This is a genomic window from Janthinobacterium sp. GW458P, from assembly GCF_002127585.1.
In the GTDB taxonomy this organism is placed as follows: Bacteria; Pseudomonadota; Gammaproteobacteria; order Burkholderiales; family Burkholderiaceae_D; genus Janthinobacterium.
In genome coordinates, this window is record NZ_NEGZ01000040.1 from 1 (window position 1) to 20,277 (window position 20,277).

19 protein-coding genes and 2 pseudogenes are annotated in these 20,277 nt (G+C 63.5%); 8 read left to right on the forward strand and 13 right to left on the reverse strand.

Annotated features, from left to right (window positions below; genetic code table 11):
- Positions 1-63 precede the first annotated feature (63 nt).
- The 9 genes from CBW50_RS19555 to CBW50_RS19595 all read right to left on the reverse strand — a co-directional run bounded on the left by CBW50_RS19555 (position 64) and on the right by CBW50_RS19595 (position 8,690).
- Positions 64-480, reverse strand: a complete 417-nt coding sequence (locus CBW50_RS19555) for a hypothetical protein (protein ID WP_086147091.1) — start codon at positions 478-480, stop codon at positions 64-66.
- A gap of 41 nt (positions 481-521) precedes the next feature.
- Positions 522-1,061 (reverse strand): hypothetical protein, encoded by a 540-nt coding sequence (locus CBW50_RS29460; protein ID WP_086147092.1) that lies wholly within the window; start codon positions 1,059-1,061, stop codon positions 522-524.
- Positions 1,061-1,204 (reverse strand): DUF2474 domain-containing protein, encoded by a 144-nt coding sequence (locus CBW50_RS19565; protein WP_086147093.1) that lies wholly within the window; start codon positions 1,202-1,204, stop codon positions 1,061-1,063. The genes CBW50_RS29460 and CBW50_RS19565 overlap by 1 nt, the downstream gene beginning before the upstream one ends.
- Complete coding sequence (gene cydB, locus CBW50_RS19570) at positions 1,204-2,211, reverse strand: cytochrome d ubiquinol oxidase subunit II (protein ID WP_086147094.1); 1,008 nt, start codon at positions 2,209-2,211, stop codon at positions 1,204-1,206. The genes CBW50_RS19565 and cydB overlap by 1 nt, the downstream gene beginning before the upstream one ends.
- A complete protein-coding gene (locus tag CBW50_RS19575) occupies positions 2,201-3,634 on the reverse strand; it encodes a cytochrome ubiquinol oxidase subunit I (protein ID WP_086147095.1) in 1,434 nt (477 codons plus the stop codon). Before CBW50_RS19575 ends, cydB begins: the two co-directional genes overlap by 11 nt.
- Positions 3,635-3,788: 154 nt before the next feature.
- Positions 3,789-5,372, reverse strand: a complete 1,584-nt coding sequence (locus CBW50_RS19580) for a sensor domain-containing diguanylate cyclase (RefSeq protein ID WP_086147096.1) — start codon at positions 5,370-5,372, stop codon at positions 3,789-3,791.
- Between the two features lie 143 nt (positions 5,373-5,515).
- A complete protein-coding gene (locus tag CBW50_RS19585) occupies positions 5,516-6,073 on the reverse strand; it encodes an NADPH-dependent FMN reductase (RefSeq protein WP_086147097.1) in 558 nt (185 codons plus the stop codon).
- A gap of 204 nt (positions 6,074-6,277) precedes the next feature.
- The gene (gene alr / locus CBW50_RS19590) at positions 6,278-7,387 is read right to left on the reverse strand and encodes an alanine racemase (RefSeq protein ID WP_226935892.1); all 1,110 of its coding nucleotides are present in this window, start codon (positions 7,385-7,387) and stop codon (positions 6,278-6,280) included.
- Between the two features lie 13 nt (positions 7,388-7,400).
- Complete coding sequence (locus CBW50_RS19595; RefSeq protein WP_086147099.1) at positions 7,401-8,690, reverse strand: D-amino acid dehydrogenase; 1,290 nt, start codon at positions 8,688-8,690, stop codon at positions 7,401-7,403.
- A 105-nt stretch (positions 8,691-8,795) separates the two neighbouring features.
- On the opposite strand from CBW50_RS19595, the gene CBW50_RS19600 reads away from it, so the two are divergent.
- The 5 genes from CBW50_RS19600 (at position 8,796) to CBW50_RS19620 (ending at position 14,126) form a co-directional block, all read left to right on the forward strand.
- Entirely contained in the window at positions 8,796-9,296 is a 501-nt protein-coding gene (locus tag CBW50_RS19600; protein ID WP_070222192.1) for an Lrp/AsnC ligand binding domain-containing protein, read from the forward strand.
- A 148-nt stretch (positions 9,297-9,444) separates the two neighbouring features.
- Positions 9,445-9,792 (forward strand): hypothetical protein, encoded by a 348-nt coding sequence (locus CBW50_RS19605; protein ID WP_086147100.1) that lies wholly within the window; start codon positions 9,445-9,447, stop codon positions 9,790-9,792.
- Positions 9,793-9,854: 62 nt separating this feature from the next.
- Positions 9,855-10,700, forward strand: a complete 846-nt coding sequence (locus CBW50_RS19610) for a tetratricopeptide repeat protein (protein ID WP_086147101.1) — start codon at positions 9,855-9,857, stop codon at positions 10,698-10,700.
- 316 nt (positions 10,701-11,016) lie between these two features.
- Complete coding sequence (locus tag CBW50_RS19615; protein WP_086147102.1) at positions 11,017-12,738, forward strand: PAS domain-containing methyl-accepting chemotaxis protein; 1,722 nt, start codon at positions 11,017-11,019, stop codon at positions 12,736-12,738.
- A 2-nt stretch (positions 12,739-12,740) separates the two neighbouring features.
- The gene (locus tag CBW50_RS19620) at positions 12,741-14,126 is read left to right on the forward strand and encodes a chemotaxis protein CheW (RefSeq protein WP_086147103.1); all 1,386 of its coding nucleotides are present in this window, start codon (positions 12,741-12,743) and stop codon (positions 14,124-14,126) included.
- 2 nt (positions 14,127-14,128) lie between these two features.
- Here the strand turns inward: CBW50_RS19620 and CBW50_RS19625 are convergent.
- Positions 14,129-14,428 (reverse strand): annotated as a pseudogene (locus CBW50_RS19625) (helix-turn-helix domain-containing protein); the annotation flags it as partial.
- Positions 14,429-14,447: 19 nt separating this feature from the next.
- Between CBW50_RS19625 and CBW50_RS19630 the strand changes: the two are divergent.
- The 3 genes and pseudogenes from CBW50_RS19630 to CBW50_RS19640 form a co-directional block, all read left to right on the forward strand.
- Positions 14,448-14,807: pseudogene (locus CBW50_RS19630) on the forward strand (isochorismatase family protein); the annotation flags it as partial.
- Between the two features lie 141 nt (positions 14,808-14,948).
- Entirely contained in the window at positions 14,949-15,881 is a 933-nt protein-coding gene (locus CBW50_RS19635) for a CFI-box-CTERM domain-containing protein (protein ID WP_139842574.1), read from the forward strand.
- On the forward strand, positions 15,878-16,441 hold the full coding sequence (locus CBW50_RS19640; protein WP_226935890.1) for a YdcF family protein: 564 nt from the start codon (positions 15,878-15,880) through the stop codon (positions 16,439-16,441). Before CBW50_RS19635 ends, CBW50_RS19640 begins: the two co-directional genes overlap by 4 nt.
- Before the next feature lie 154 nt (positions 16,442-16,595).
- On the opposite strand, the gene glpK is transcribed toward CBW50_RS19640, so the two are convergent.
- The 3 genes from glpK to CBW50_RS19655 all read right to left on the reverse strand — a co-directional run bounded on the left by glpK (position 16,596) and on the right by CBW50_RS19655 (position 20,277).
- Positions 16,596-18,089: a glycerol kinase GlpK gene (glpK, locus tag CBW50_RS19645; protein WP_086147107.1), complete on the reverse strand. Its 1,494-nt coding sequence runs from the start codon at positions 18,087-18,089 to the stop codon at positions 16,596-16,598.
- Positions 18,090-18,172: 83 nt separating this feature from the next.
- The gene (locus CBW50_RS19650) at positions 18,173-19,900 is read right to left on the reverse strand and encodes an ABC transporter substrate-binding protein (protein ID WP_086147108.1); all 1,728 of its coding nucleotides are present in this window, start codon (positions 19,898-19,900) and stop codon (positions 18,173-18,175) included.
- A 71-nt stretch (positions 19,901-19,971) separates the two neighbouring features.
- A complete protein-coding gene (locus tag CBW50_RS19655) occupies positions 19,972-20,277 on the reverse strand; it encodes a DUF2160 domain-containing protein (protein ID WP_226935888.1) in 306 nt (101 codons plus the stop codon).

Genomic DNA, 20,277 nt, shown 5'->3' on the forward strand with positions numbered 1-20,277 from the left:
CCGGGGGCGGCCGGCACGGCCGCGATGGGCGTGCAGCGGCCGCGCCGCCGGGTTCAAGGGCGGTCAGGCGGAGCGCGTGCTTCTCGGGGGACGTTCGGGGCCAGGCGGGATATGCCCGGCGAACAGGGAATCGGGCGCCAGCGCCGGGGGCGGCGCGCGCAGGGTCAAGGCGTGCAGGGCGGGCATGCCGGGCGGCGCCGTGGCGCCCACGGTGCAGGCGCCATGGTTGCTGCAATCGTGGCCATGGTGCGTGGCGCCGCCATCGGCCATGGCCATGTTCAGCGGCTGGCCTTGCATCTGCATGTCGCCCATGTCATGGCACTGGGGCGCCGGCATGGCCGCGACGGTGACGGTGACCGCTGCCGCCAGCTCGTCCACGCAGCAGCTGCGCATGGCCGACGCAAAGCCCTGCAAGGGCAGCGTAACGGCCAGCAGCCAGAGCAGCGAGCGGGCGAGTGAGCGGAAAAAGGCACGGTTCATGACACAACTATAAACCTTCCCACATGAGGAAGGTCAAGCCCCTATTTGCGCCCGTCGCCGTGCGTCAGCCAGATGACGTACACACCATCATATCCCTGCCCTTCGAAGATGGCCTGGCCATCGGCAAAAGTCACTTTCTGCACTTCATTGATGGTGAAATACGCGCGGCCATCGGCCGCCTCGACGTCGCCCCAATGGCGCGCGCGCGGTGGCCGGTAGCCGCTGGCGCGCCCGATGGCGGCCAGCAGGTCGCCGATCATGAAGTCGAGCAACATGTCGGCCAGCAGCGGCCGGTGCCCCGCCAGCATGGCCGAGATGCCGGGGTAGCCCGCTTCCTTGAGTTCGGGCAAGTCGCTTTCCTCGTACTGCAAGTCGTCTTCGCGGCAAGTCTGGATAAAACTGTTGAACGGTTCGTCGAGCAGGCCCGCCAGCGCCGCTTCCGGCACGCTCAGGCGGAACGGGTGCAGCGGCAGCGCGCTGGGCTGGCCATAGTTGAGTTCGCGGCAGCCGAGGAAGGCCAGCGGGTGCAACCGGCCGCCGACTTCGCAGCGGATGCCCGACACCTGCGATACCTGCGCCATCAGCTGCCCATCCCCGCCGCCCGCATCAGCAGGCGCATCGCCCAGGCGGCCAGGCCCAGGGTGGCCACGCTGGCCAGCCAGATGCCGGCCAGCCACGCCAGTCGCTTCCGCCATGATTGTTGTCCTTGTTCAACTTGTTTCATCAGTGATAACCATCTTCCGGCAAGACTTTGCCACGAAACACATAATATGACCACACCGTATACATCAGGATCACGGGAATGATGAACAGCGCGCCCACCAGGGTAAAGCCCTGGCTTTGCGGCGGCGAGGACGCCTCCCAGATCGATACCGACGGCGGGATAATGTTGGGCCACACGCTGATGCCCAGGCCCGTGTAGCCGAGGAAGACGAGGGCCAGGGTGCACAGGAACGGCGCCGTTTGCCGCCCGCGCCGCAGGGAGCGCAGCAGCAGCCAGCCCGCGCCCGCCACCAGCAGCGGCACGGGCAGGAAGCAGAACAGTTGCGGCAGCGCAAACCAGCGCGCGGCGATGGCCGGATCGACCAGCGGCGTCCAGATGCTGATGACGGCAATCACGCCCAGCAGCAGCCACACGAGCACGCGCGTGAGGCGCCCGGCGCGCGCCTGCAGGCCCCCCTGCGTCTTCATGATCAGCCAGGTACTGCCCAGCAAGGCATACGCCGCCACCAGACCCGCACCCGCGAACAGCGAGAACGGCGTGAGCCAGTCCAGCGCGCCGCCCGCATAGCTGCGCCCTTCCATCGGCATGCCCTGGATGTAGGCGCCCAGGGTCACGCCCTGGAAGAAGGCGGCCGCCACCGAGCCGGCGATGAAGGCCTTGTCCCACAGGTGGCGCTCGCGTTCGCGCGCCTTGAAGCGGAACTCGAAGGCCACGCCGCGGAAGATCAGGCCCATCAGCATGAAGCTGAGCGGCAAATAGCAGGCGCTCAGCACCACGGAATAGGCAAGCGGAAAGGCGGCCAGCATGCCGGCGCCGCCCAGCACCAGCCAGGTTTCATTGCCGTCCCAGACGGGCGCCACCGTATTCATCATCACGTCGCGCTCGCTCTTGTCCTTGAAAAACGGGTACAGGATGCCGATGCCCAGGTCAAAGCCATCCATCACCACGTACATCATGATGCTGAACAGGATAATGACGGCCCACAGTAGCGGCAGATCAATGCCCATGCGAATTTCCTCCTTGTGCTGGTGCTTCAAGATGCGCGGCCGAGATAGGCCGCGCGGGCGTGCGTTCCTGGCCGGGGCCGCCTTGTTCGACGCGCTCGCCCTCATGCGGCTGCGGCCCCACGCGGATCAACCGCAGCAGGTAGCCGATGCCCGTGCCGAACACGGCAAAATAGATGACGACGAACAGCACCAGGGTGATGCCCAGCTGCGTGGCGCCATGCGCCGAGACGGCGTCTTGCGTGCGCAGCAGGCCGTAGACGGTCCACGGCTGGCGGCCGATTTCCGTCGTGTACCAGCCGGCCAGCATGGCCAGCAGGCCGCTGGGTCCCATCCACAGCGCGCAGCGCAGGAACAGGCGCGAGCGCCACAGCGTGCCGCGCCGGCGCAGCCACGCGCTCCAGATGCCCAGCGCGATCATCAGCATGCCCAGGCCAGCCATGATGCGGAAGGACCAGAAGACGACGGCGGAAGGGGGCCGGTCGCGCGGCGCGAAGTCCTTCAGCGCGGGGATCGTGCCATTCCAGTCGTGCGCGAGGATCAGGCCGCCCAACCGGGGGATTTCCACCTTGTACAGGGTTGCCTCGCGCGCCATGTCGGGCCAGCCGAAGAGGATCAGCGGCGTGCCCTCGCCGCCCTTGTTTTCCCAGTGACCTTCCATGGCGGCCAGCTTGGCCGGCTGGTGCTCGAGCGTGTTCAAGCCATGCAGGTCGCCGATCACGGCCTGGATGGGCGCGACGATCAGCAGCATGGACAGGCCCATGCTCATCATCTTGCGGATGGCCGCATTGTCGTTGCCGCGCAGCAAATGCCAGGCGGCCGACGCCACCACCAGCAAGGCCGTGGCAAGGAAGGCGGCCACGCTCATGTGCAGCAGGCGGTAGGGAAACGAGGGATTGAAGATGACGGCCAGCCAGTCCACGGGCACGATCCTGCCGTCGACGACTTCATGCCCCTGCGGCGTCTGCATCCAGCTGTTCGAGGCGATGATCCAGGTGGCCGAGATCAGGGTGCCCAGCGCCACCATGGACGTGGCGAACATGTGCAGGCCGGGCCCCACGCGGTGCCAGCCGAACAGCATTACGCCGAGGAAGCCCGCTTCCAGGAAGAAGGCCGTCAGCACTTCATAGGCCAGCAGCGGCCCCGTGATACTGCCCGCGTAATCGGAAAAGAAACTCCAGTTGGTGCCGAACTGGTAAGCCATGACGAGGCCGGAGACGACGCCCATGCCGAAGTTGACGGCGAAAATCTTCGACCAGAAGTGGTACAGGTCGCGGTACACGGCGTCCTGCGTGCGCAGCCACGCCGCTTCCAGCACCGTCAGGTAACTGGCCAGGCCGATCGTGATGGCAGGAAAAATGATGTGGAATGAGATGGTGAAGCCGAACTGGACGCGCGCCAGCTCCAATGCCGTAAGCCCTAACATGTGTTGCCTTCCCGACGTGTGACGTCTGTTTTACCCAGGCCTCCACTCTAGGCTTGTCCGGCAAAACATAACAGACTCAGAAATCGGAGAAAACATAGGATCAGTTTGACGTTTCCCGAATGGCAAGGTCAAGCCGCTCCGGCGTAAAAACGCCTCAGGCCGGCTCCGTGATGCCCACGCGGTTGCGGCCGTTTTCCTTGGCCACGTACAGGGCCGCGTCGGCCGCCAGCAGCACGGCATCGGCGCCGCCCGCCTTGCCCGCCGCCTGCTCCGACGACACGACGCCCAGCGATACCGTCACGGGGCCGGCGCCGGGGATCTCGGCGGCGGCCACCCTGGCGCGCAGGCGTTCGGCCACCTGCAGCGCCACGTCGAGGTCGGCGTCGGGCAGCAGCATGATGAATTCATCGCCGCCATTGCGGCACAGCACGTCGGCATCGCGCGAGCAGGCGCGCATCAGCTGCGCCAGGCGCAGGATGACTTCATCGCCGACGGCGTGGCCCCAGCGGTCGTTGACTTGCTTGAAATGGTCGATATCGATGGCGATGACGGAAAACGGCCGCGCCTGGGCCTGCCAGGCATCGAGCGCCGCCGCCATGCCGCGCCGGTTCGACAGGCCTGTCAGCGGGTCCGTCTGCACGTCGAACTTCAGCTTGCCGATCTTGTTCTGCAACAACCCCAAGCCCTTCAGCAAGGCTTTCTTGATCTGCGCAGCTTCCACGTACCACGAGCGGATGGCGGCAATGCGCTCGGCTGTGCCGGGCGCATCCATGCGCCGCGCGCCCTCGGCCAGTTGCACCAGGGGCCGCGAAATCAGGCTGGCCAGCCACCAGATGAATGGCAGACTGAGCAAGGCAATCGGCAGCGAATGCCACACGGTATTGGCCATCAGCTGTTGCAGCGGCGCCAGGGTCATGGCCGTCGGCCGCTGCGCCACGATGCCCCAGCCCGTCGACGGCATGACGGCATAGCCGGCCAGCATGTCCACGCCCAGGCTGTTGCTCATGCGCTGGTTGCCGGCGCCGCGCTGCGCGATGATGGTGTCGATGACCTGGTTGCTGCCCGCCACGTCGCCCAGGCGATCCGGGTCCGGGTGGTACAGCAGGCGCCGGTTCTGGTCGACCACGTACAGGTAGGAGCCGTCGCGGTAATAATGCTGGCCCAGCATGGTGTACAGGATGTTTTTCTGTTTCAGGTAGATGCTGCCGCCCACATAGCCCAGGTAGCGGCCGTCCTTGCCGACGATGGGGTGCGAAATGAAGACCACCAGGTTGCCGGCCGAGGACATGTACGGCTGCGTGATCAGGGGACGCCGTTCGCGCAGCGCCTGCGCGGCGCCGGCCGAATCGAGCGTGCGGTGCTTGAGGGCCAGCGTTTCCGGCGACACGCCCAGCACCTTGCCCTGGGCGTCGACGATGAGCACGGAGTTGAAGCTGTTCGTCTGCAGGCGCAGGCGCTGCGCCTCGTCCGTCAGCCACTGCTCGTCCTCCATGCGCGACGGCAGGCCGCCGGCGCTGTAGGCCAGCTGCTGGCGCGCCGACTGCAGGAAATCCTCGGCCGTGCTGGCCAGCTTGCTCGCGTAGGCGTGGTTCGCTTCCAGGGTGGTATCGATCAGCAGCTGGCGCTGCACGCTGTAGCTCGCATAAAAGGTGTTGGCCAGGGAAACCAGGGCGCTGGCAAAGGCCACGAGCACGATCAAACGGCGCAAGTTCATGCGCGGAACAGGTTTAGTCCACATGGAGTCGGCAGGAAATTGGAAAGTATTGCGCTACAGAAAGGGCGCATTATACCGAGACAGCCGTGCCAATATTGAAATCCTGGCATCGTTGGTCAAAGAATGTGAACAAGCGGCAACGCTGAGCGCTGCCGCCTTGATATGCATCAAGCGTGCACGGCGTGCTTGCGCACCCAGTCCGCATAGCGCTGCATCCAGCCCTGGAAGAAGCCCAGGCTGGCCGGGCCGATGCCGCCGTGCTCGTCGAACAGGCCGTCCTTGGCCTGGATAAACATTTCCGGCTGGCCCAGCAGCGGCACGTCCAGGTAGGCCAGCACATTGCGCAAATGCTGCTGCGCCAGCGCCGTGCCCGTGGCGCCCACGGACACGCCGAGCACGGCGCCCGGCTTGCCGCCCCACACGCTCTGGCCATACGGGCGCGAACCGTGGTCGAGGGCGTTTTTCAGCACGCCGGGAATCGAGCGGTTGTATTCGGGAGTGAGGAAGAGCAAGGCTTGCGATGCAGAAATGTCGGATTTGAGGCGCAGCACCTGCTCGGCCTGCGCGCCATCGTCATCCTGGTTGTACAGCGGCAAGTCGCCGATCTCGATATGTTTAAAAGAAAACTCGGGCGGCGCCAGCTTGACGAGCGCGTCGGCCAGCTTGCGGTTGAAGGAATCCTTGCGCAGGCTGCCGACGATGATAGCAACGTTATATTGACTCATAGAAATCCCCGATGATGGTAAAAAAATAGCCCTGGAGTGAAGTTCACTCCGGGGCTATCTTGCCACACAATTATCGGTTTCGCGCTGCTTAGCGTGCGAAACCAGCGCACCTGAAAAAATGCTCAGGGCTAGGCGCCTTGCCGAAGACAGTACGAATGTACGGCAAGGCAAGGCAACAACGCCAGGGGCGTTTTGGCAGGTGCGCTAACGTGCCAGGCCCCGGTACTCGCGGTAGTAGCGTCCGCCCAGGTTCGTCAGCACCTCATAGCCGATGGTATTGGCCATGGCCGCCACGGCGTCGACCGGGTGTTCGGCGCAGATCAGGTCGACCAGGCTGCCCGGCGCGATGCGCTCGCGGGCGACGGCGCTCACGTCGAGGGTGATGGAATCCATGGAAATGGCGCCGATCTGCGGCACTTTCACGCCGTCGACGATGGCCAGGCCCTGGTTGCTCATGCTGCGCAGCCAGCCGTCGGCGTAACCGACGGAAACAGTGGCCACCTGGCGCGGCTCGCTGGCCGTGTAGCGGCGGCTGTAGCCCACGTGGTCGCCGGCGGCAATCGTGCGCGTCTGCATGACCTTGCCCTGCAGGCGGACCACGGAGCGCAGGGGATTCGGCTCGCCGCCCTGCGGCCCGATGCCGTACAGGGCCGCGCCCGGGCGCACCAGGTCGAAGTGATAGTCGGGCGACAGGAAGATGCCCGAGGAATTGGCCAGGCTGGCGCGGTACTGCGGCAAGCGGGCGCGGATGGCGGTGAAACGGGCCAGCTGCTCGCCATTCATGGGGTTGGCGCGCTCGTCGGCGCACGCCAGGTGGCTCATGAGGTAGCGCACCTTGATGCCGTCGAGAAAGTGAGCATCCAGCAGCCAGGCGTCGATTTCCTGCGGCGACAGGCCCATGCGCGACATGCCCGTATCCACCTGCACGATGGCGTCCAGGGTGGTGCCCAGCGCCCTGGCATGCCTGCGCCAGCCCGCCACCTGCGGCTCGCTGTTGAGCACGGGGATCAGGCCGTGGGCCGTGAATTCGCCTTCCGTGTCGACGGGCGGGCCGTGCAGCACGAAGATGGCCGCGTCGGGCGCCACGTGCGGGCGCAGGCTGATGCCCTCTTCCAGGTGGGCCACGAAGAAATGGCGGCACCCTTCTTCATACAGGGCCGCGCCCACTTGCGCGGCGCCCAGGCCATACGCGTCGGACTTCACGACGGCCGAGCAGGCGGCCGGGTGCGCCTTGTCGCGCAGCAAGCGGTAGTTGGCGCGCACGGCATCGAGGTCCACCGTCAGGATGGCGCCGCTACGTTCCTTTGGAGGCATGCTTCCCGCCATCTCAGGCTCCCGCGTATTGCAGCTTGCCGCCGCGCTGCGCGCCGCTGTAGCGGCTGACGGACAGGTCCTCGGCCAGGATGGCCGGCTGTTTCGACGACATCAGGTCGGCCAGCAATTGCGCCGAACCGCAGGACATGGTCCAGCCCAGGGTGCCGTGGCCCGTGTTGAGGAACAGGTTGCGCAGCGGCGTGCGGCCGACGATGGGCGTGCCGTCCGGCGTCATCGGGCGCAAGCCCGTCCAGAACGTCGCTTCGGCCGTGTTGCCGCCGCCGGGGAACAGGTCGTTGACGACCATTTCCAGCGTTTCGCGGCGGCGCGGGTTCAGGTTCAGGTTGTAGCCGGCGATTTCCGCCATGCCGCCCACGCGGATGCGGTCGTCGAAGCGCGTCACGGCGATCTTGTACGTTTCGTCGAGGATGGTCGAGACGGGCGCCTTGGCCGCGTTGACGATGGGCACGGTGATCGAATAGCCCTTCAGCGGATACACGGGGATGTCGAGCAGCGGCTGCATGAAGCCCGTCGAGTAGGAACCGAGCGCCACGACGTAGGAATCGGCTTTCACGATTTCCGCGCCGCATTGCACGCCGGCAATTTCATCGCCCTGCGTCAGCAGCGCATCGATGGCCACGCCGTAGCGGAATTTCACGCCCAGCGCGACGGCCATTTCGGACAGGCGCGTGGTAAACAGCTGGCAATCGCCCGTTTCATCGTTGGGCAGGCGCAGGCCGCCGAACAGCTTGTCCTTGACGGCTTCCAGGGCCGGTTCGGCGCGCGACAGTTCATCGCGCTGCAGCACTTCATACGGCACGCCCGCGTCCTTCAACACTTCGATATCCTTCGAAGCGTCGTTGTATTGCTTTTCAGTACGGAACAATTGCATCGTGCCTTGCTGGCGGCCTTCATAGGCGATGCCCGCCTCGGCGCGCAAGACCTTGAAGCAGTCGCGGCTGTACTCGGCCAGGCGCACCATGCGCTCCTTGTTCACGGCGTAGGCTTCCGGTGTGCAATTACGCAACATCTGCCACATCCATTTGAGCTGGGCGGCGCTGCCGTCGAGCGAGATGGCCAGCGGCGCGTGGCGCTGCATCATCCACTTCACGGCCTTCAGGGGAATGCCGGGCGCGGCCCATGGCGAAGCGTAGCCGGGCGAGATTTGCCCCGCATTGGCGAAGCTGGTTTCCAGTGCCGGGCCGGGCTGGCGGTCGATGACGGTCACTTCATGTCCTGCCTTGGCCAGATAGTAAGCACTGGTGACGCCGATGACGCCGCTACCCAGAATCACGATACGCATAGTTTCCTCATTATATTTTTTAGGCTATTGCCAGATTTACCGCTATGATATTGGGAATGACCCAGTATTTGTTCACGTATAAATCGAGAATTTCAGCAATAAATCATGAGAATACTTAAAGAATCGGCACGCGGACTGGATAAGCTGGACCGTCACATCCTGCGCATCCTGCAGCAGGATGGCCGCATCTCGATGAAAGACCTGGGCGAGCAGGTGGGCCTGTCGATTACGCCCTGCATCGAGCGTGTCAAGCGCATGGAGCGCGACGGCGTCATTACCGGCTACCACGCCAAGGTGAACCCGGCCGCGCTGGGCGCCAAGCTGCTCGTCTTTGTAGAGATTACGCTGAATCAGAAATCCGCGTCAGCCTTTGAGCAATTCCGGCGTGAAGTGTTGCAAATTCCCGAAGTGCAGGAATGCCACCTGGTGTCGGGCGACTTCGATTACCTGATCAAGGCGCGCATCCATGAAATGGCCGAGTACCGCAAATTGCTCGGCGACATGCTGCTGCAGCTGCCGGGCGCGGCCCAGTCGAAAAGCTATGTGGTGATGGAAGAAATCAAGGAAACCCTGGCGCTCTCGACCGACGTGTTGCAGAATCGTTAAAAGCACCGCCAACCAGTACCAACAGCATCGAAATATGAGACTTTGTATAATCTGGTAGCACATTACCTGGTTCGCAAGCACACTCCCCTCCTGACATCACGCCCGTCCCCTCTGAGATTGGAAGCAGTGATGCACACCGGGAGTCCATATGAACACATTGATAAAACTGGCAGCTTCCTGCCTCGCGGGCCTGGCCGTGGCCATGTGCACCGCCAGTGAATACAAGGTCAACCGCGCGCCGGACAACGGCGCCATCTATCAGAACATCAAGGTGGGCAAGACCACCCGCCTCGACCTCGACGCGGCCCTGGGCAACGCCACCGTCGTCAGCTTCGACCCCGGCTATGAAGTCTGGGTCTACAAGAACCAGCTGCAAACGCCCGGCGTGACGCGGCTGATCCCCCTCCTGGGTGAAAAAGGCACGCGCGAAGTGGCCGTCATGTTCGACCAGGCGGGCGTGGTGAGAAAATTCCGCATACACGAGCCGCACAGGTAAGCCATGGGGACGCGCCAGCCGCGTTGGTCTACACTGGCGTTTTATTCTCCGCTCCCCCCCCCATGCAACTACCTGCAAACCTCGCCCAGATCTCGACACACCAGGATTGGCGGCACGATACACCCTACCCGCCCCTCGGCTTCACCCCGTTTGCCGAGGGCGCGCTGGGCAATGGCGACACGTTCGGCCTGTACTGGCCCATCGGGCGCGAAGCGGCCGAACCCATCGTCGTCGAAACGTGGCACGACGAGTGGCGATTGCAGCCGCACTTTTCCAGCCTGGCGGCGTTTCTGCAAGCCTACGCGACAGCGGAAGACGAGTACGTCGCCACGCCGTCGCTGGCCGACGACCCCGCCTCGCCCCGCGCCGCCTATCTGGAGGCCAGGGAATTGATTGCGCAGCGCAAGCCGGACGCCGCCGTCGCCCTGCTGGAAGCGGCGCTGGCCATCCTGCCCGAATACACGGATGCGCTGGTGCTGCTGCATGGCCAGTATGTGCGCGCAGGAAGAATCGACGACGCCGTCAAGGTGGCCATCCAGGCCATCATCTCTCCACCGTCGTTTGGCGGCCCGCCATTGAAGGCTTTGCAATGGCTGCGCGCGCAAGGCGTGCCGGACGGGGAACGCGACCCCATCCGGCGCGCCTGCGGGCAGTTGTCGCTGAACTTTGGCGGCAGCAAGGACAATGCCGACTACCGCGTGCTGCTGGCCGCCATCGACACCTATCTGGAGCAAGGCAAGCATGTTGCCGCCTCGACCCTGATGCAGACGTATGCCGAACTGATGAGCGCGGAAACCGTCTCGTTCCAGGAACGCCACGAATTTGACCAGGCCGCCTTCATCGCGCGGCAAATCGGCGTCAGCGCCAAGCTCCAGCACGGCAGCCGCGACCCGGCATGCCAAGGGTAGCGCAAATTATTTGATATATTTGATATATTTATTTTTTATATTGCCGGCACACTTGTACCCACAAAGAAACATCTTCCCCCACCCCGCTCTGTAAAAACAAGAAAATCGGGTATCTTGCTTGGAAAATCTCAAATACCATTTGACTAATCCATTGAATATTTGTTTAATTGGGCATATTTAATTTATTTGTTTCCGCAGATGCCAAACCTGCGTCCGCCATCAAGCTACATCGCTCGCCTGTCTGACGGACACGTGGCACACACCGCCAGGAACAGTTGTGCCGGCGCGCGCCGGTCCGAGAACATTGGAGAATGCAATGAACCACCCGATCATGGACGCTGGCATCGCACGGCAAGGCATGGATGACATGGGCCTGCTTGCAGCACTGGGCAAGCTGCAAGGGCTGATGCAATTCGACCTGCGCGGCTGCGTGAGCGACGCCAACGCGTTCGCGCTGGACCTGTTCGGCTACCAGCGCGACGAATTGCTGGGCCAGCCACATCAGTTGCTATGCATGGCCACGCGCGAACGGCAACAGGAAGAACGGCAATTCTGGAGCCTGCTGGCCGAGGGCCAGTCGCAGGCGGGCGAATTTCGCCGCGTGGACAAGCAAGGACGGGAAGTGTGGATACAGGCCCGCTATGTGCCGCTGTCGCACGATGGCGGACAGCCCGACCATGTCATCGCGCTCATCGACGACATCACGGCCAATATGCACGCGCGCCAGGACTTTTCCGGCAAGATCCAGGCTATCGAACGGGTACAGGCCGTGATCGAATTCGATTTGCAGGGCCGCGTGCTGCGCGCCAATGACAACTTTCTGCGCACCTTTGGCTACCAGGAACAGGAATTGCTCGGCCGGCACCACCGCATGTTTTGCACCGAGGAAGATGTGCGGGCGAGCAGCTACCGGCAATTATGGGAAAGCCTGGAGCGCGGACAATTCCAGTCCGGCGAATTCCGCAGGCTGGACAAACTGGGCCGCGAAGTGTGGATACAGGCGTCGTACAACCCCATCCTGGATGTCGATGGCCGGCCGCTGAAGGTGATCAAGTTTGCCACCGACATCACGGCTGCCAAGCGCCTCAGCTCCGAAACGGCCGGCAAGATCGATGCCATCGCCCGTTCGCAGGCGGTGATCGAATTCGACATGCGGGGCACTATCCTGACGGCCAACAGCAATTTCCTGCGTGCCGTCGGCTACACGCTGGAAGAAGTGCAGGGCCAGCACCACAGCATGTTTTGCGACGACGCCCTGGTGCAGAGCGAAGACTACCGCAACTTCTGGGCCGACCTGGGCGAAGGAAAGTTCAAGAGCGCCCGTTTCCACCGCCTCGCCAAGCATGGCGCCGCCATCTGGCTGCAAGCCACCTACAATCCCATACTCGACACCAACGGCCGCGCCTTCAAGGTCGTCAAATTTGCCATGGACATCACGCAGCAGGTCGAGCGCGAACAGACCGTCAGCAGCCGCGTCGCCGGCATCGGCGACGTCATGCAGGAGCTGGCCCGCGCCATCGACAGCATCGGCCAGGGTGCCGCGCATGCGAACACCATCGCACAGCAAACGGAACAGCATGCCCGGCAGGGGCGCGTACTGCTCGGTCAATCGATCGACTCCATCCTGGAGATCCAGAAATCGTCGCAGGACGTGCAGGAAATCGTCAGCACCATCAGCGATATTGCGATCCAGACCAACCTGCTGGCCTTCAATGCGGCCGTCGAGGCGGCCCGCGCCGGCGAACATGGCCGTGGTTTCGCCATCGTGGCCGATGAAGTGCGCAAACTGGCCGAAAAATCCGGCGATGCGGCGCGCAACATCGCGCGCCTGATCGACGCCACCATCGGCCGCGTCGATCAAAGCGGCACCCTGTCGGAACAGGTGCGCCTGTCCTTCGAACAGATCCGCGACTCCGTGCATAACACAACACAATCGATAGGCCAGATCGACCAGGCCACGGCCGCCCAGGTCGACTCCAGCAGGCATGTGGCGCAACTGCTGACGGACCTGCAGGCAACCGCCGCCGCGGGGCACTGAGCATGTCTGCCCCGGCACCGGCGGCGCAGGACTACGTGCAGGTGCGCATCGGCCTGCTGCAGGTGGGCATCGCGTCATTGCATGTGCGCCAGGCGCTGCCGCTACCGGCCGGCGTGCTGCCCATGCCGGGCGCCACAGGCGCCCTGGCAGGCGTGTTTTCGCACCTGGGCCAGGTGATACCCCTGATCGACTTGCGCGGCTGGCTCGACATGCCGGCCGATGCCCCCTGTGCCTACGTGCTGCTGCTGGCGGCGGAAGGCCGCCTGGCCGGCCTGGCGGTCGACGCCATCTGCAGCGTACGGAAAATCCATCCTGACCATATCGAGCAAGTGTGCCACGACGACGCGCCTGACCGTTTCTTCCGTCACGTCGCGCGTCACGCCGGCGGCGATGAGCTGCTGAACCTGCTGGAACCGCAGCGCCTGATGCTGCGGGCGCAAGCCTGGAGCCGGACGGCGGGCATGCAAACGGGACTCGATGCGCGCCCGCGCGATGCGCAAGCGGGCGGCAGCGTGCCGCTGGCGCTGTTCGAACTGGCGGGGCGCGTGCTGGCACTGCCCGCGACGCTGGTCGCCGAGGTCCTGCCGTGCCCGCCGCTGGACACGGCATTCGGCTGGAATGGACAACTGGCCGGGGTGGCGCGCTGGCGCGGACGGCAAGTCTATGTGCTCAACGGCGCCGTGCTCGACGGCGCCTTGCCGGCACCGTCCGCGCCGCCGCCCCTGCTGGCCGTGCTGGAACGCGACGGCCTTTGCCTGGGGCTGCGCGTCGACAAGACGCTGGCCGTGCGCGATACCGATAGCAGCCGCATCCTGCACGGAAGCGACGGGCCATGCGCTCACGCGCTGGTGGCGGCCACGATCACGGCGGCATCCGGCCCGCCGCAACTGGTGCTCGACGACGCGGCCTTGCTGGCCCTGTGCCCGCAGGCGTCGCAGGCAACGGGCGACCAGGCGCCGGCGCACGACGAGCGCAGCGGCGACGCCTACATCATCTGCGATGCGGGCGAGGAACTGGCCTTGCCGATGAGCGCCATCGTCACCATTCTGCCCCTGCCTGCCGACATGCAGGCGCCCGCTTCCGACGGCATGGCCGCGCCCGGCGGCAGCTGCACCTGGCAGGGACGCCCGCTGCCGCTGATCGCGCTCGGCCCGCAGGGTGCGCCAACGGCGCGCATCGTCGTCATCGAGCATGCGGCGCGGCATGTTGGATTGCTGGTACGCAATCTCATCACCCTGGTGCCCGCCTACGCGGCGACAAAATCACGCTTCCGCCAGTTTGGCGGGCCGCCGCTGACGATGATTACCCTCGACTCGGCGGAACGGGCCAGCAGTTACCGGCTGCTCGACGCGGCGGAAGTGGCAGCGGCGGCAGGCCATGCGCCTTGATTTCAGCGCGCCGCGCACGCCTGTTTCTCGCGGAACAGCTTGCGGTACGCCGACGGCGACGTCTGCAAGCTGGCCCGGAAATGCTGGCGCAGCGACAGGGCCGTGCCGAAGCCGGCTTCTTGCGCCACGACATCGATCGAGGCCGCGCTTTTTTCCAGCAGGCTTTGCGCATGCGCAAGGCGCTGGTTCAGCAGCCATTGCTTGAACGACGTGCCCGTCGCCTGGCGGAAGTGGCGCGTGAAATTGCGCCGGCTCATGGCGGCCCGCTCGGCCAGCGCGTCGATGCTGTGCGCCTGGCCCAGGCTGGCCGTCACGCAGGCCAGCGCGTTTGCAGGCACGGACTTGCGCGCCTGGCTGGAGCGCCACGGCATCGACACCCTGGCGGTAACCGGCTACATGACGCACAACTTCGACGCCACCACCATCTACCAGGCCGCGCACGACGGTTTGCAGGTCGAGTTCCTGCACGACGCCAGCGGCGCCCTGCCCTACGCCAATGCGGGCGGCACGGCCAGCGCCGAGGAAATCCACCGCGTCTTTTGCACCGTGTTCCACTCGAATTTCGCCGCCGTCGCCAGCACGCAGGACTGGCTCGATGCCGTGCGCGAAGGCAAGCCGCTGGACAAGGACAATATTTATCTGTCGAACCAGCGCGCAAGAACAATTTCAATTACACCTTAATGGCAAGTACCGGATGCTTGAAAATATTTTCAGCCATCCCATTATCTTTCCCTGACACCGGCCGTCAGATACGTTAGAGTTTTACAATTACACAGCTTAAAAAGGCTGTGTCCTTTTCCACGCTAACGGAACACGACCGAGATGGCTTTAGCTGTATTTGAATGCACACAATGTGGCGCGAACCTGGACGTAGAAGACCAGGCATCCACATTTACCTGTCCCTATTGTCACAATTCACATGAGCGCAGCCATGAGGCGGCATCCAGCCCCACCCCACAAACCTTGTGCGTCATGGCGGAGCGCTCGATTGCAAAAGGAATCTATGGCAAAGCCATGCAGTACGTTGAGCAGGGGCTGCTGCTTGATCCGTACCATGCAGGCTTGCTGGATCTGGAAATAAAAGCGCGCGATGGATTAAGCCAAGTCAACAATACACAGGCTGCGCGACGTGCCAACGAGGCAAAGCTGGCTGCCGACAAGGCCGAATCCGACCAGTATCACTATCAAGCGAAGCAAATGATGCGATTGCTGCGCGAGAATAAGAAAATCTACGGTACAAACATAGGTTTTAAAGTGCCGCAATCGGCCGATATGGATCTGGCACTGCAATATATCGACCGTTCGCTGGAGCTATTTCCCGAAAACCCGATCGCTCTCAATCTGAAGGGGCTGATTTTATGGGAAGGACACAAGAAAAAAGACGAGGCACGGGCTTTTCTGGAAAAAGCCGCCCAACTCGCGCCGCGCAATATCGACATCCAGAATAATCTCGCCTCGATCAATTCTTCGGCATGCTTCATCGCCACGGCGGCATTCGGAACACCTTTTGCAAGCGAAATCAATGTATTGCGGCATTGGCGTGACCGGCATCTGCTGCAATCTATTGGCGGACGCTGGTTTGTGGCGTGCTATTACCGCACCAGCCCTCCCTTCGCCAACTTCATTGCCACACGCCCAACATTGAAACGGCTGGTTCGCTGGCTACTCCAGCCACTGCTGACTTATGCGGCAGTCCGCTTGCGCAAGGGCCATCGCCATTCCGCCCCAGGAAAAACGTCACGGCATTGCGAATGATGCGAAAACTTACGCTCTTGGGCTTGGCCAGCCTTGCCACGTTCTCGCTGGCCACCACCGCCCTGGTACTGGAGGGCCTTAACGACAAGCTGGCGCCCGCCGACGTAATCGTCGTGCCCGGCAACACGATCCTGCCCGACGGCACGCCCAGCCCCCGCCTGCAGGCGCGGCTCGACGCGGCGCTGACGCAATTCCAGGCGGGCCGGGCGCCGCGCATCCTCGTCAGCGGGGCCACGGGCAAGGAGGGTTTTGACGAGGCCGCCGCTATGGCCCGCTACCTGCTCAAGCGCGGCGTGCCCGCCGGCGCCATCCTTGAGGATAATCAAGGCTGGACCACGGACGCCACGGCCCGCAACGCGGCGCTTCTCATGCGCGCGCACGGCTGGAAGACGGCCATGCTTGCCACACAATATTTTCACGTGCCCCGCTTCCGGCTGGCGCTGGAGCGCAGCGGCATCGCCGTCAGCGGCCAGGTGCACGCGCCGTATGTCGAGTGGCGCGACCTGTATTCCGTGCCGCGCGAAACCGTCGGCTATGCCGTGTATTTCATGCGCCATTGATCCCGGTTCTTGTAACGTCTGACAAAACCGTAGCGAGCGGCAGTGATTTGTGGCTAAGAAGCGCAACCGTGCTTAGCACGGGGCCGCCGAGGTGCGAGGTGGTGAGCATCGCAGGCCGCAAAGCGCGACGCGCAGTAGGTTTGGTCAGATGTTCTTACTCGCTCCAGTCGCGCGAGCGTTCCACGGCCCGCTGCCATTTATGCAAGCGCGTCAGCCGTTCGTCGGCCGCCATCTTCGGCTCGAATCGGCGTCCCACCTGCCACTGGGCGGAGATTTCTTCCTGCGACGTCCAGAAACCGACGGCCAGGCCCGCCAGATAGGCGGCGCCCAGGGCTGTTGTTTCCGTCACCACGGGGCGCACCACGGGCACATTGAGGATGTCGGCCTGGAACTGCATCAGCATGTCGTTGCGGGCCGCGCCGCCGTCCACGCGCAATTCACTCAAGGCAATGCCCGCGTCGTCCTGCATGGCCGACAGCACGTCGACGTTCTGGTAGGCCACGCCTTCCAGCGCCGCGCGCGCGATGTGCGCCTTGCCCGTGCCGCGCGTGATGCCGATCAGGGTGCCGCGCGCATAGGGGTCCCAGTACGGCGCGCCGAGACCGGCGAACGCGGGCACGAAAACCAGGCCGCCCGAATCGGGCACGCTGGTGGCCAGCGCTTCCACTTCGGACGAGTCGCGGATGATGCCGATGCCGTCGCGCATCCATTGCACGGCCGCGCCCGCGATGAAGGCGCTGCCTTCGAGCAGATAATCGGTTTGATCTGTACCCGGCCCCAGGCTCCAGCCCACCGTCGTCAACAGCCGGTTTTTCGATGGCAAGGGGCGCTTGCCCACGTTCATCAGCATGAAGCAGCCCGTGCCGTAGGTATTCTTCGCCATGCCCGGTTTCAGGCAGGCCTGGCCGAAGGTGGCGGCCTGCTGGTCGCCCGCGATGCCGGCGATGGGCACGGCCACGCCCAGCAGGTCAACGCAGGTGTGCGCGGCCACGCCGCTCGATGGCACGACGTCGGGCAGCAGCGAGGCGGGAATGTCCAGCAGCGCCAGCAAATCCGTGTCCCACTGCAAAGTATGAATGTTGAACAGCATGGTGCGCGCCGCGTTGCTCGTGTCCGTCAAGTGGGCGCCGCTCATCTTGTAGATCAGCCAGCTGTCGACGGTGCCGAAGGCCAGCTCCCCCCGCTCGGCGCGGGCGCGGGCGCCGGGCACGTTGTCGAGCAGCCATTTGAGTTTGGTGGCGGAAAAATAGGCGTCCAGCACGAGACCGGTCTTGCGCTGGATCAAGTCCGCCTTGCCCTGCTCGACCAGCTGTTCGCAGAACGCGGCATTGCGGCGGTCTTGCCAGACGATGGCGTTGGCGACGGGCACGCCCGTGGCGCGGTCCCACAGCACCGTCGTTTCGCGCTGGTTGGTCACGCCGATGGCGGCCACGTCGGAGGCCGTCACGCCGCTGTCGCGCAGCACCTGGTGCAGCACGCCTTCCTGCGAAGCCCAGATGTCGCCCGCGTCATGTTCGACCCAGCCCGGCTGGGGGAAGATCTGGCGAAATTCGCGCTGCGCGCTGGCGTGCGGCCGGCCCGCATGGTCGAACAGGATGGCGCGCGAACTGGTGGTGCCCTGGTCTAAAGCAAGTATGTATTTGGTCATGGTCGCTACTACGGCTATACAGTGAAAAAAGGGCACGGACAAGCGCCCGTGCCCCGGGAAAGCGGCGGCAGAAGTCTACACGACTACTTTACCTTGCCTTCTTTCCAAGCCTGCAATAATTTATCGTAGGCAATCGTTTCACCCTTCGGCTTTTCATTCGCCAGCTTTTTCCATGGGGCGTGCTGGTCCGACAGATACTGGTTCGGGTCGCCCTTGGCATTGAGCTTGGGCGCGCACGCCTTCATGCCGGCCCGCTGCAGGCGCGCCATGACCTGGTCCATTTCCTCGGCCAGGTTATCCATGGCGGCCTGCGGCGTTTTTTCCGCCGTGATGGCCGTGGCCACGTTCTTCCACCACAGCTGGGCCAGCTTCGGATAGTCGGGCACGTTGTTGCCCGTCGGCGTCCACGCCACGCGGGCGGGGCTGCGGTAGAACTCGATCAAGCCGCCGTATTCGTTCGCGTGTTTCGTGAAGTAATCGTGGCGGATGTCGGAATCGCGGATGAAGGTCAGGCCGACGATGGATTTCTTCAGTGACACGGTTTTCGAGGTAACGAACTGCGCGTACAGCCAGGCTGCCGCCTTGCGGTCGTCCGGCGTGGACTTGAACAGGAACCAGGAACCGACGTCCTGGTAGCCGTTCTGCATGCCCTCTTTCCAGTACGGGCCGTGCGGCGACGGCGCCATGCGCCATTTCGGCGTGCCGTCCTTGTTGACCACTGGCAAGCCCGGTTTCGTCATGCCGGCCGTAAATGCCGTGTACCAGAAGATTTGCTGGGCGATTTCGCCCTGCGCCGGCACGGGGCCCGATTCCGAGAAATTCATGCCGTTCGCCTGCGGCGGCGCGTATTTCTTCATCCAGTCGATATATTTCGTCAGCGCAAATACGGCCGCCGGCGAGTTGGTGGCGCCGCCGCGCGACATCGACGCGCCCACGGGCGTGCACTTGTCGGCCGCCACCTTGATGCCCCACTCGTCGACGGGCATGCCGTTCGGAATGCCCTTGTCGGCCGCGCCAGCCATCGACAGCCACGCATCGGTAAAACGCCAGCCCAGCGACGGATCTTTCTTGCCGTAATCCATGTGGCCGTAGACTTTCTTGCCGTCCAGTTCCTTCACGTCATTCGTGAAGAAATCGGCGATGTCTTCATACGCGGACCAGTTTTGCGGCACGCCCAGTTCGTAGCCATACTTGGCCTTGAACTTGGCTTGCAAATCCTTGCGCGCAAACCAGTCGGCGCGGAACCAGTACAGGTTGGCAAATTGCTGGTCGGGCAATTGATACACCTTGCCGTCCGGCGCCGTGGTAAAGCTGATGCCGATGAAATCCTTCAGATCGAGACCGGGATTCGTGAATTCCTTGCCCTTGGCGGCCATGTAGTCGGACAGCGGTTCCACGGCGCCATAGCGGTAGTGCGTGCCGATCAGGTCGGAATCGGAAATCCAGCCGTCATAGATGCTCTTGCCCGACTGCATGGACGTCTGCAGCTTTTCCACCACATCGCCTTCCTGGATGATGTCGTGGCGCACCTTGATGCCCGTGATTTCCTCGAAGGCCTTGGCCAGGGTCTTCGATTCGTAGACGTGGGTGTCGATGGTTTCCGAGACCACGGAAATTTCCTTGATGCCCTTGGCTTTCAGCTTGGCCGCCGCATCGATGAACCATTTCATTTCGGCAAGCTGTTGCTGCTTGCTCAGGCTGGATGGCTGGAATTCCTTGTCGATCCAGGTTTGCGCCTGCTTGGCGTCGGCCAGGGCCGCGTTCGACACGAGCATGGCCGCAGCCGCGAAGACCGTGAACTTCAATTTCATCGTGAATCTCCTTTTATTTTATTGCCGGCCGCCTGCTGACGGTCCGGCCTCCATCAACACCGGCAAGCCGGTCATCCCCAACGCATTACCACTAATAACATTACAAAACTGATGGCAGCACCTATCGCCTGCTGCATTTCCGTGAATCCCGCCCAGGCCAGATTCACGTAGGCCGCCGTGAGCAAGCCAATGAACAGGCGGTCGCCGCGCGTCGTCGGCATGGGCAAAAAACCCTTGCGTTCGATGCTGGGCGAACGGATTTGCCACACCGTCATGCCGGCCAGCATCAAGCCGATGCAGATGAAGAAGATGGCCACTTCCGGCGTCCACGCCATCCAGCCGAACAGGCTGGCTGTGCTATCGCTATTGTTTTCCAT

Bases quoted from the DNA above. Each gene is read 5' to 3' on its own strand.
- CBW50_RS19595 (WP_086147099.1), bottom strand. From the start codon at position 8,690: ATGCGTATCGTGATTCTGGGTAGCGGCGTCATCGGCGTCACCAGTGCT.
- alr (WP_226935892.1), bottom strand. From the start codon at position 7,387: ATGCCTCCAAAGGAACGTAGCGGCGCCATCCTGACGGTGGACCTCGAT.
- cydB (WP_086147094.1), bottom strand. From the start codon at position 2,211: ATGGGCATTGATCTGCCGCTACTGTGGGCCGTCATTATCCTGTTCAGC.
- CBW50_RS19635 (WP_139842574.1), top strand. From the start codon at position 14,949: ATGGCTTTAGCTGTATTTGAATGCACACAATGTGGCGCGAACCTGGAC.
- CBW50_RS19615 (WP_086147102.1), top strand. From the start codon at position 11,017: ATGAACCACCCGATCATGGACGCTGGCATCGCACGGCAAGGCATGGAT.
- CBW50_RS19565 (WP_086147093.1), bottom strand. From the start codon at position 1,204: ATGAAACAAGTTGAACAAGGACAACAATCATGGCGGAAGCGACTGGCG.
- CBW50_RS19575 (WP_086147095.1), bottom strand. From the start codon at position 3,634: ATGTTAGGGCTTACGGCATTGGAGCTGGCGCGCGTCCAGTTCGGCTTC.
- CBW50_RS19650 (WP_086147108.1), bottom strand. From the start codon at position 19,900: ATGAAATTGAAGTTCACGGTCTTCGCGGCTGCGGCCATGCTCGTGTCG.
- CBW50_RS19580 (WP_086147096.1), bottom strand. From the start codon at position 5,372: ATGTGGACTAAACCTGTTCCGCGCATGAACTTGCGCCGTTTGATCGTG.
- CBW50_RS19585 (WP_086147097.1), bottom strand. From the start codon at position 6,073: ATGAGTCAATATAACGTTGCTATCATCGTCGGCAGCCTGCGCAAGGAT.
- CBW50_RS19640 (WP_226935890.1), top strand. From the start codon at position 15,878: ATGATGCGAAAACTTACGCTCTTGGGCTTGGCCAGCCTTGCCACGTTC.
- CBW50_RS19600 (WP_070222192.1), top strand. From the start codon at position 8,796: ATGAGAATACTTAAAGAATCGGCACGCGGACTGGATAAGCTGGACCGT.
- CBW50_RS29460 (WP_086147092.1), bottom strand. From the start codon at position 1,061: ATGGCGCAGGTATCGCAGGTGTCGGGCATCCGCTGCGAAGTCGGCGGC.
- CBW50_RS19655 (WP_226935888.1), bottom strand. From the start codon at position 20,277: ATGGAAAACAATAGCGATAGCACAGCCAGCCTGTTCGGCTGGATGGCG.
- CBW50_RS19555 (WP_086147091.1), bottom strand. From the start codon at position 480: ATGAACCGTGCCTTTTTCCGCTCACTCGCCCGCTCGCTGCTCTGGCTG.
- CBW50_RS19620 (WP_086147103.1), top strand. From the start codon at position 12,741: ATGTCTGCCCCGGCACCGGCGGCGCAGGACTACGTGCAGGTGCGCATC.
- CBW50_RS19610 (WP_086147101.1), top strand. From the start codon at position 9,855: ATGCAACTACCTGCAAACCTCGCCCAGATCTCGACACACCAGGATTGG.
- glpK (WP_086147107.1), bottom strand. From the start codon at position 18,089: ATGACCAAATACATACTTGCTTTAGACCAGGGCACCACCAGTTCGCGC.
- CBW50_RS19605 (WP_086147100.1), top strand. From the start codon at position 9,445: ATGAACACATTGATAAAACTGGCAGCTTCCTGCCTCGCGGGCCTGGCC.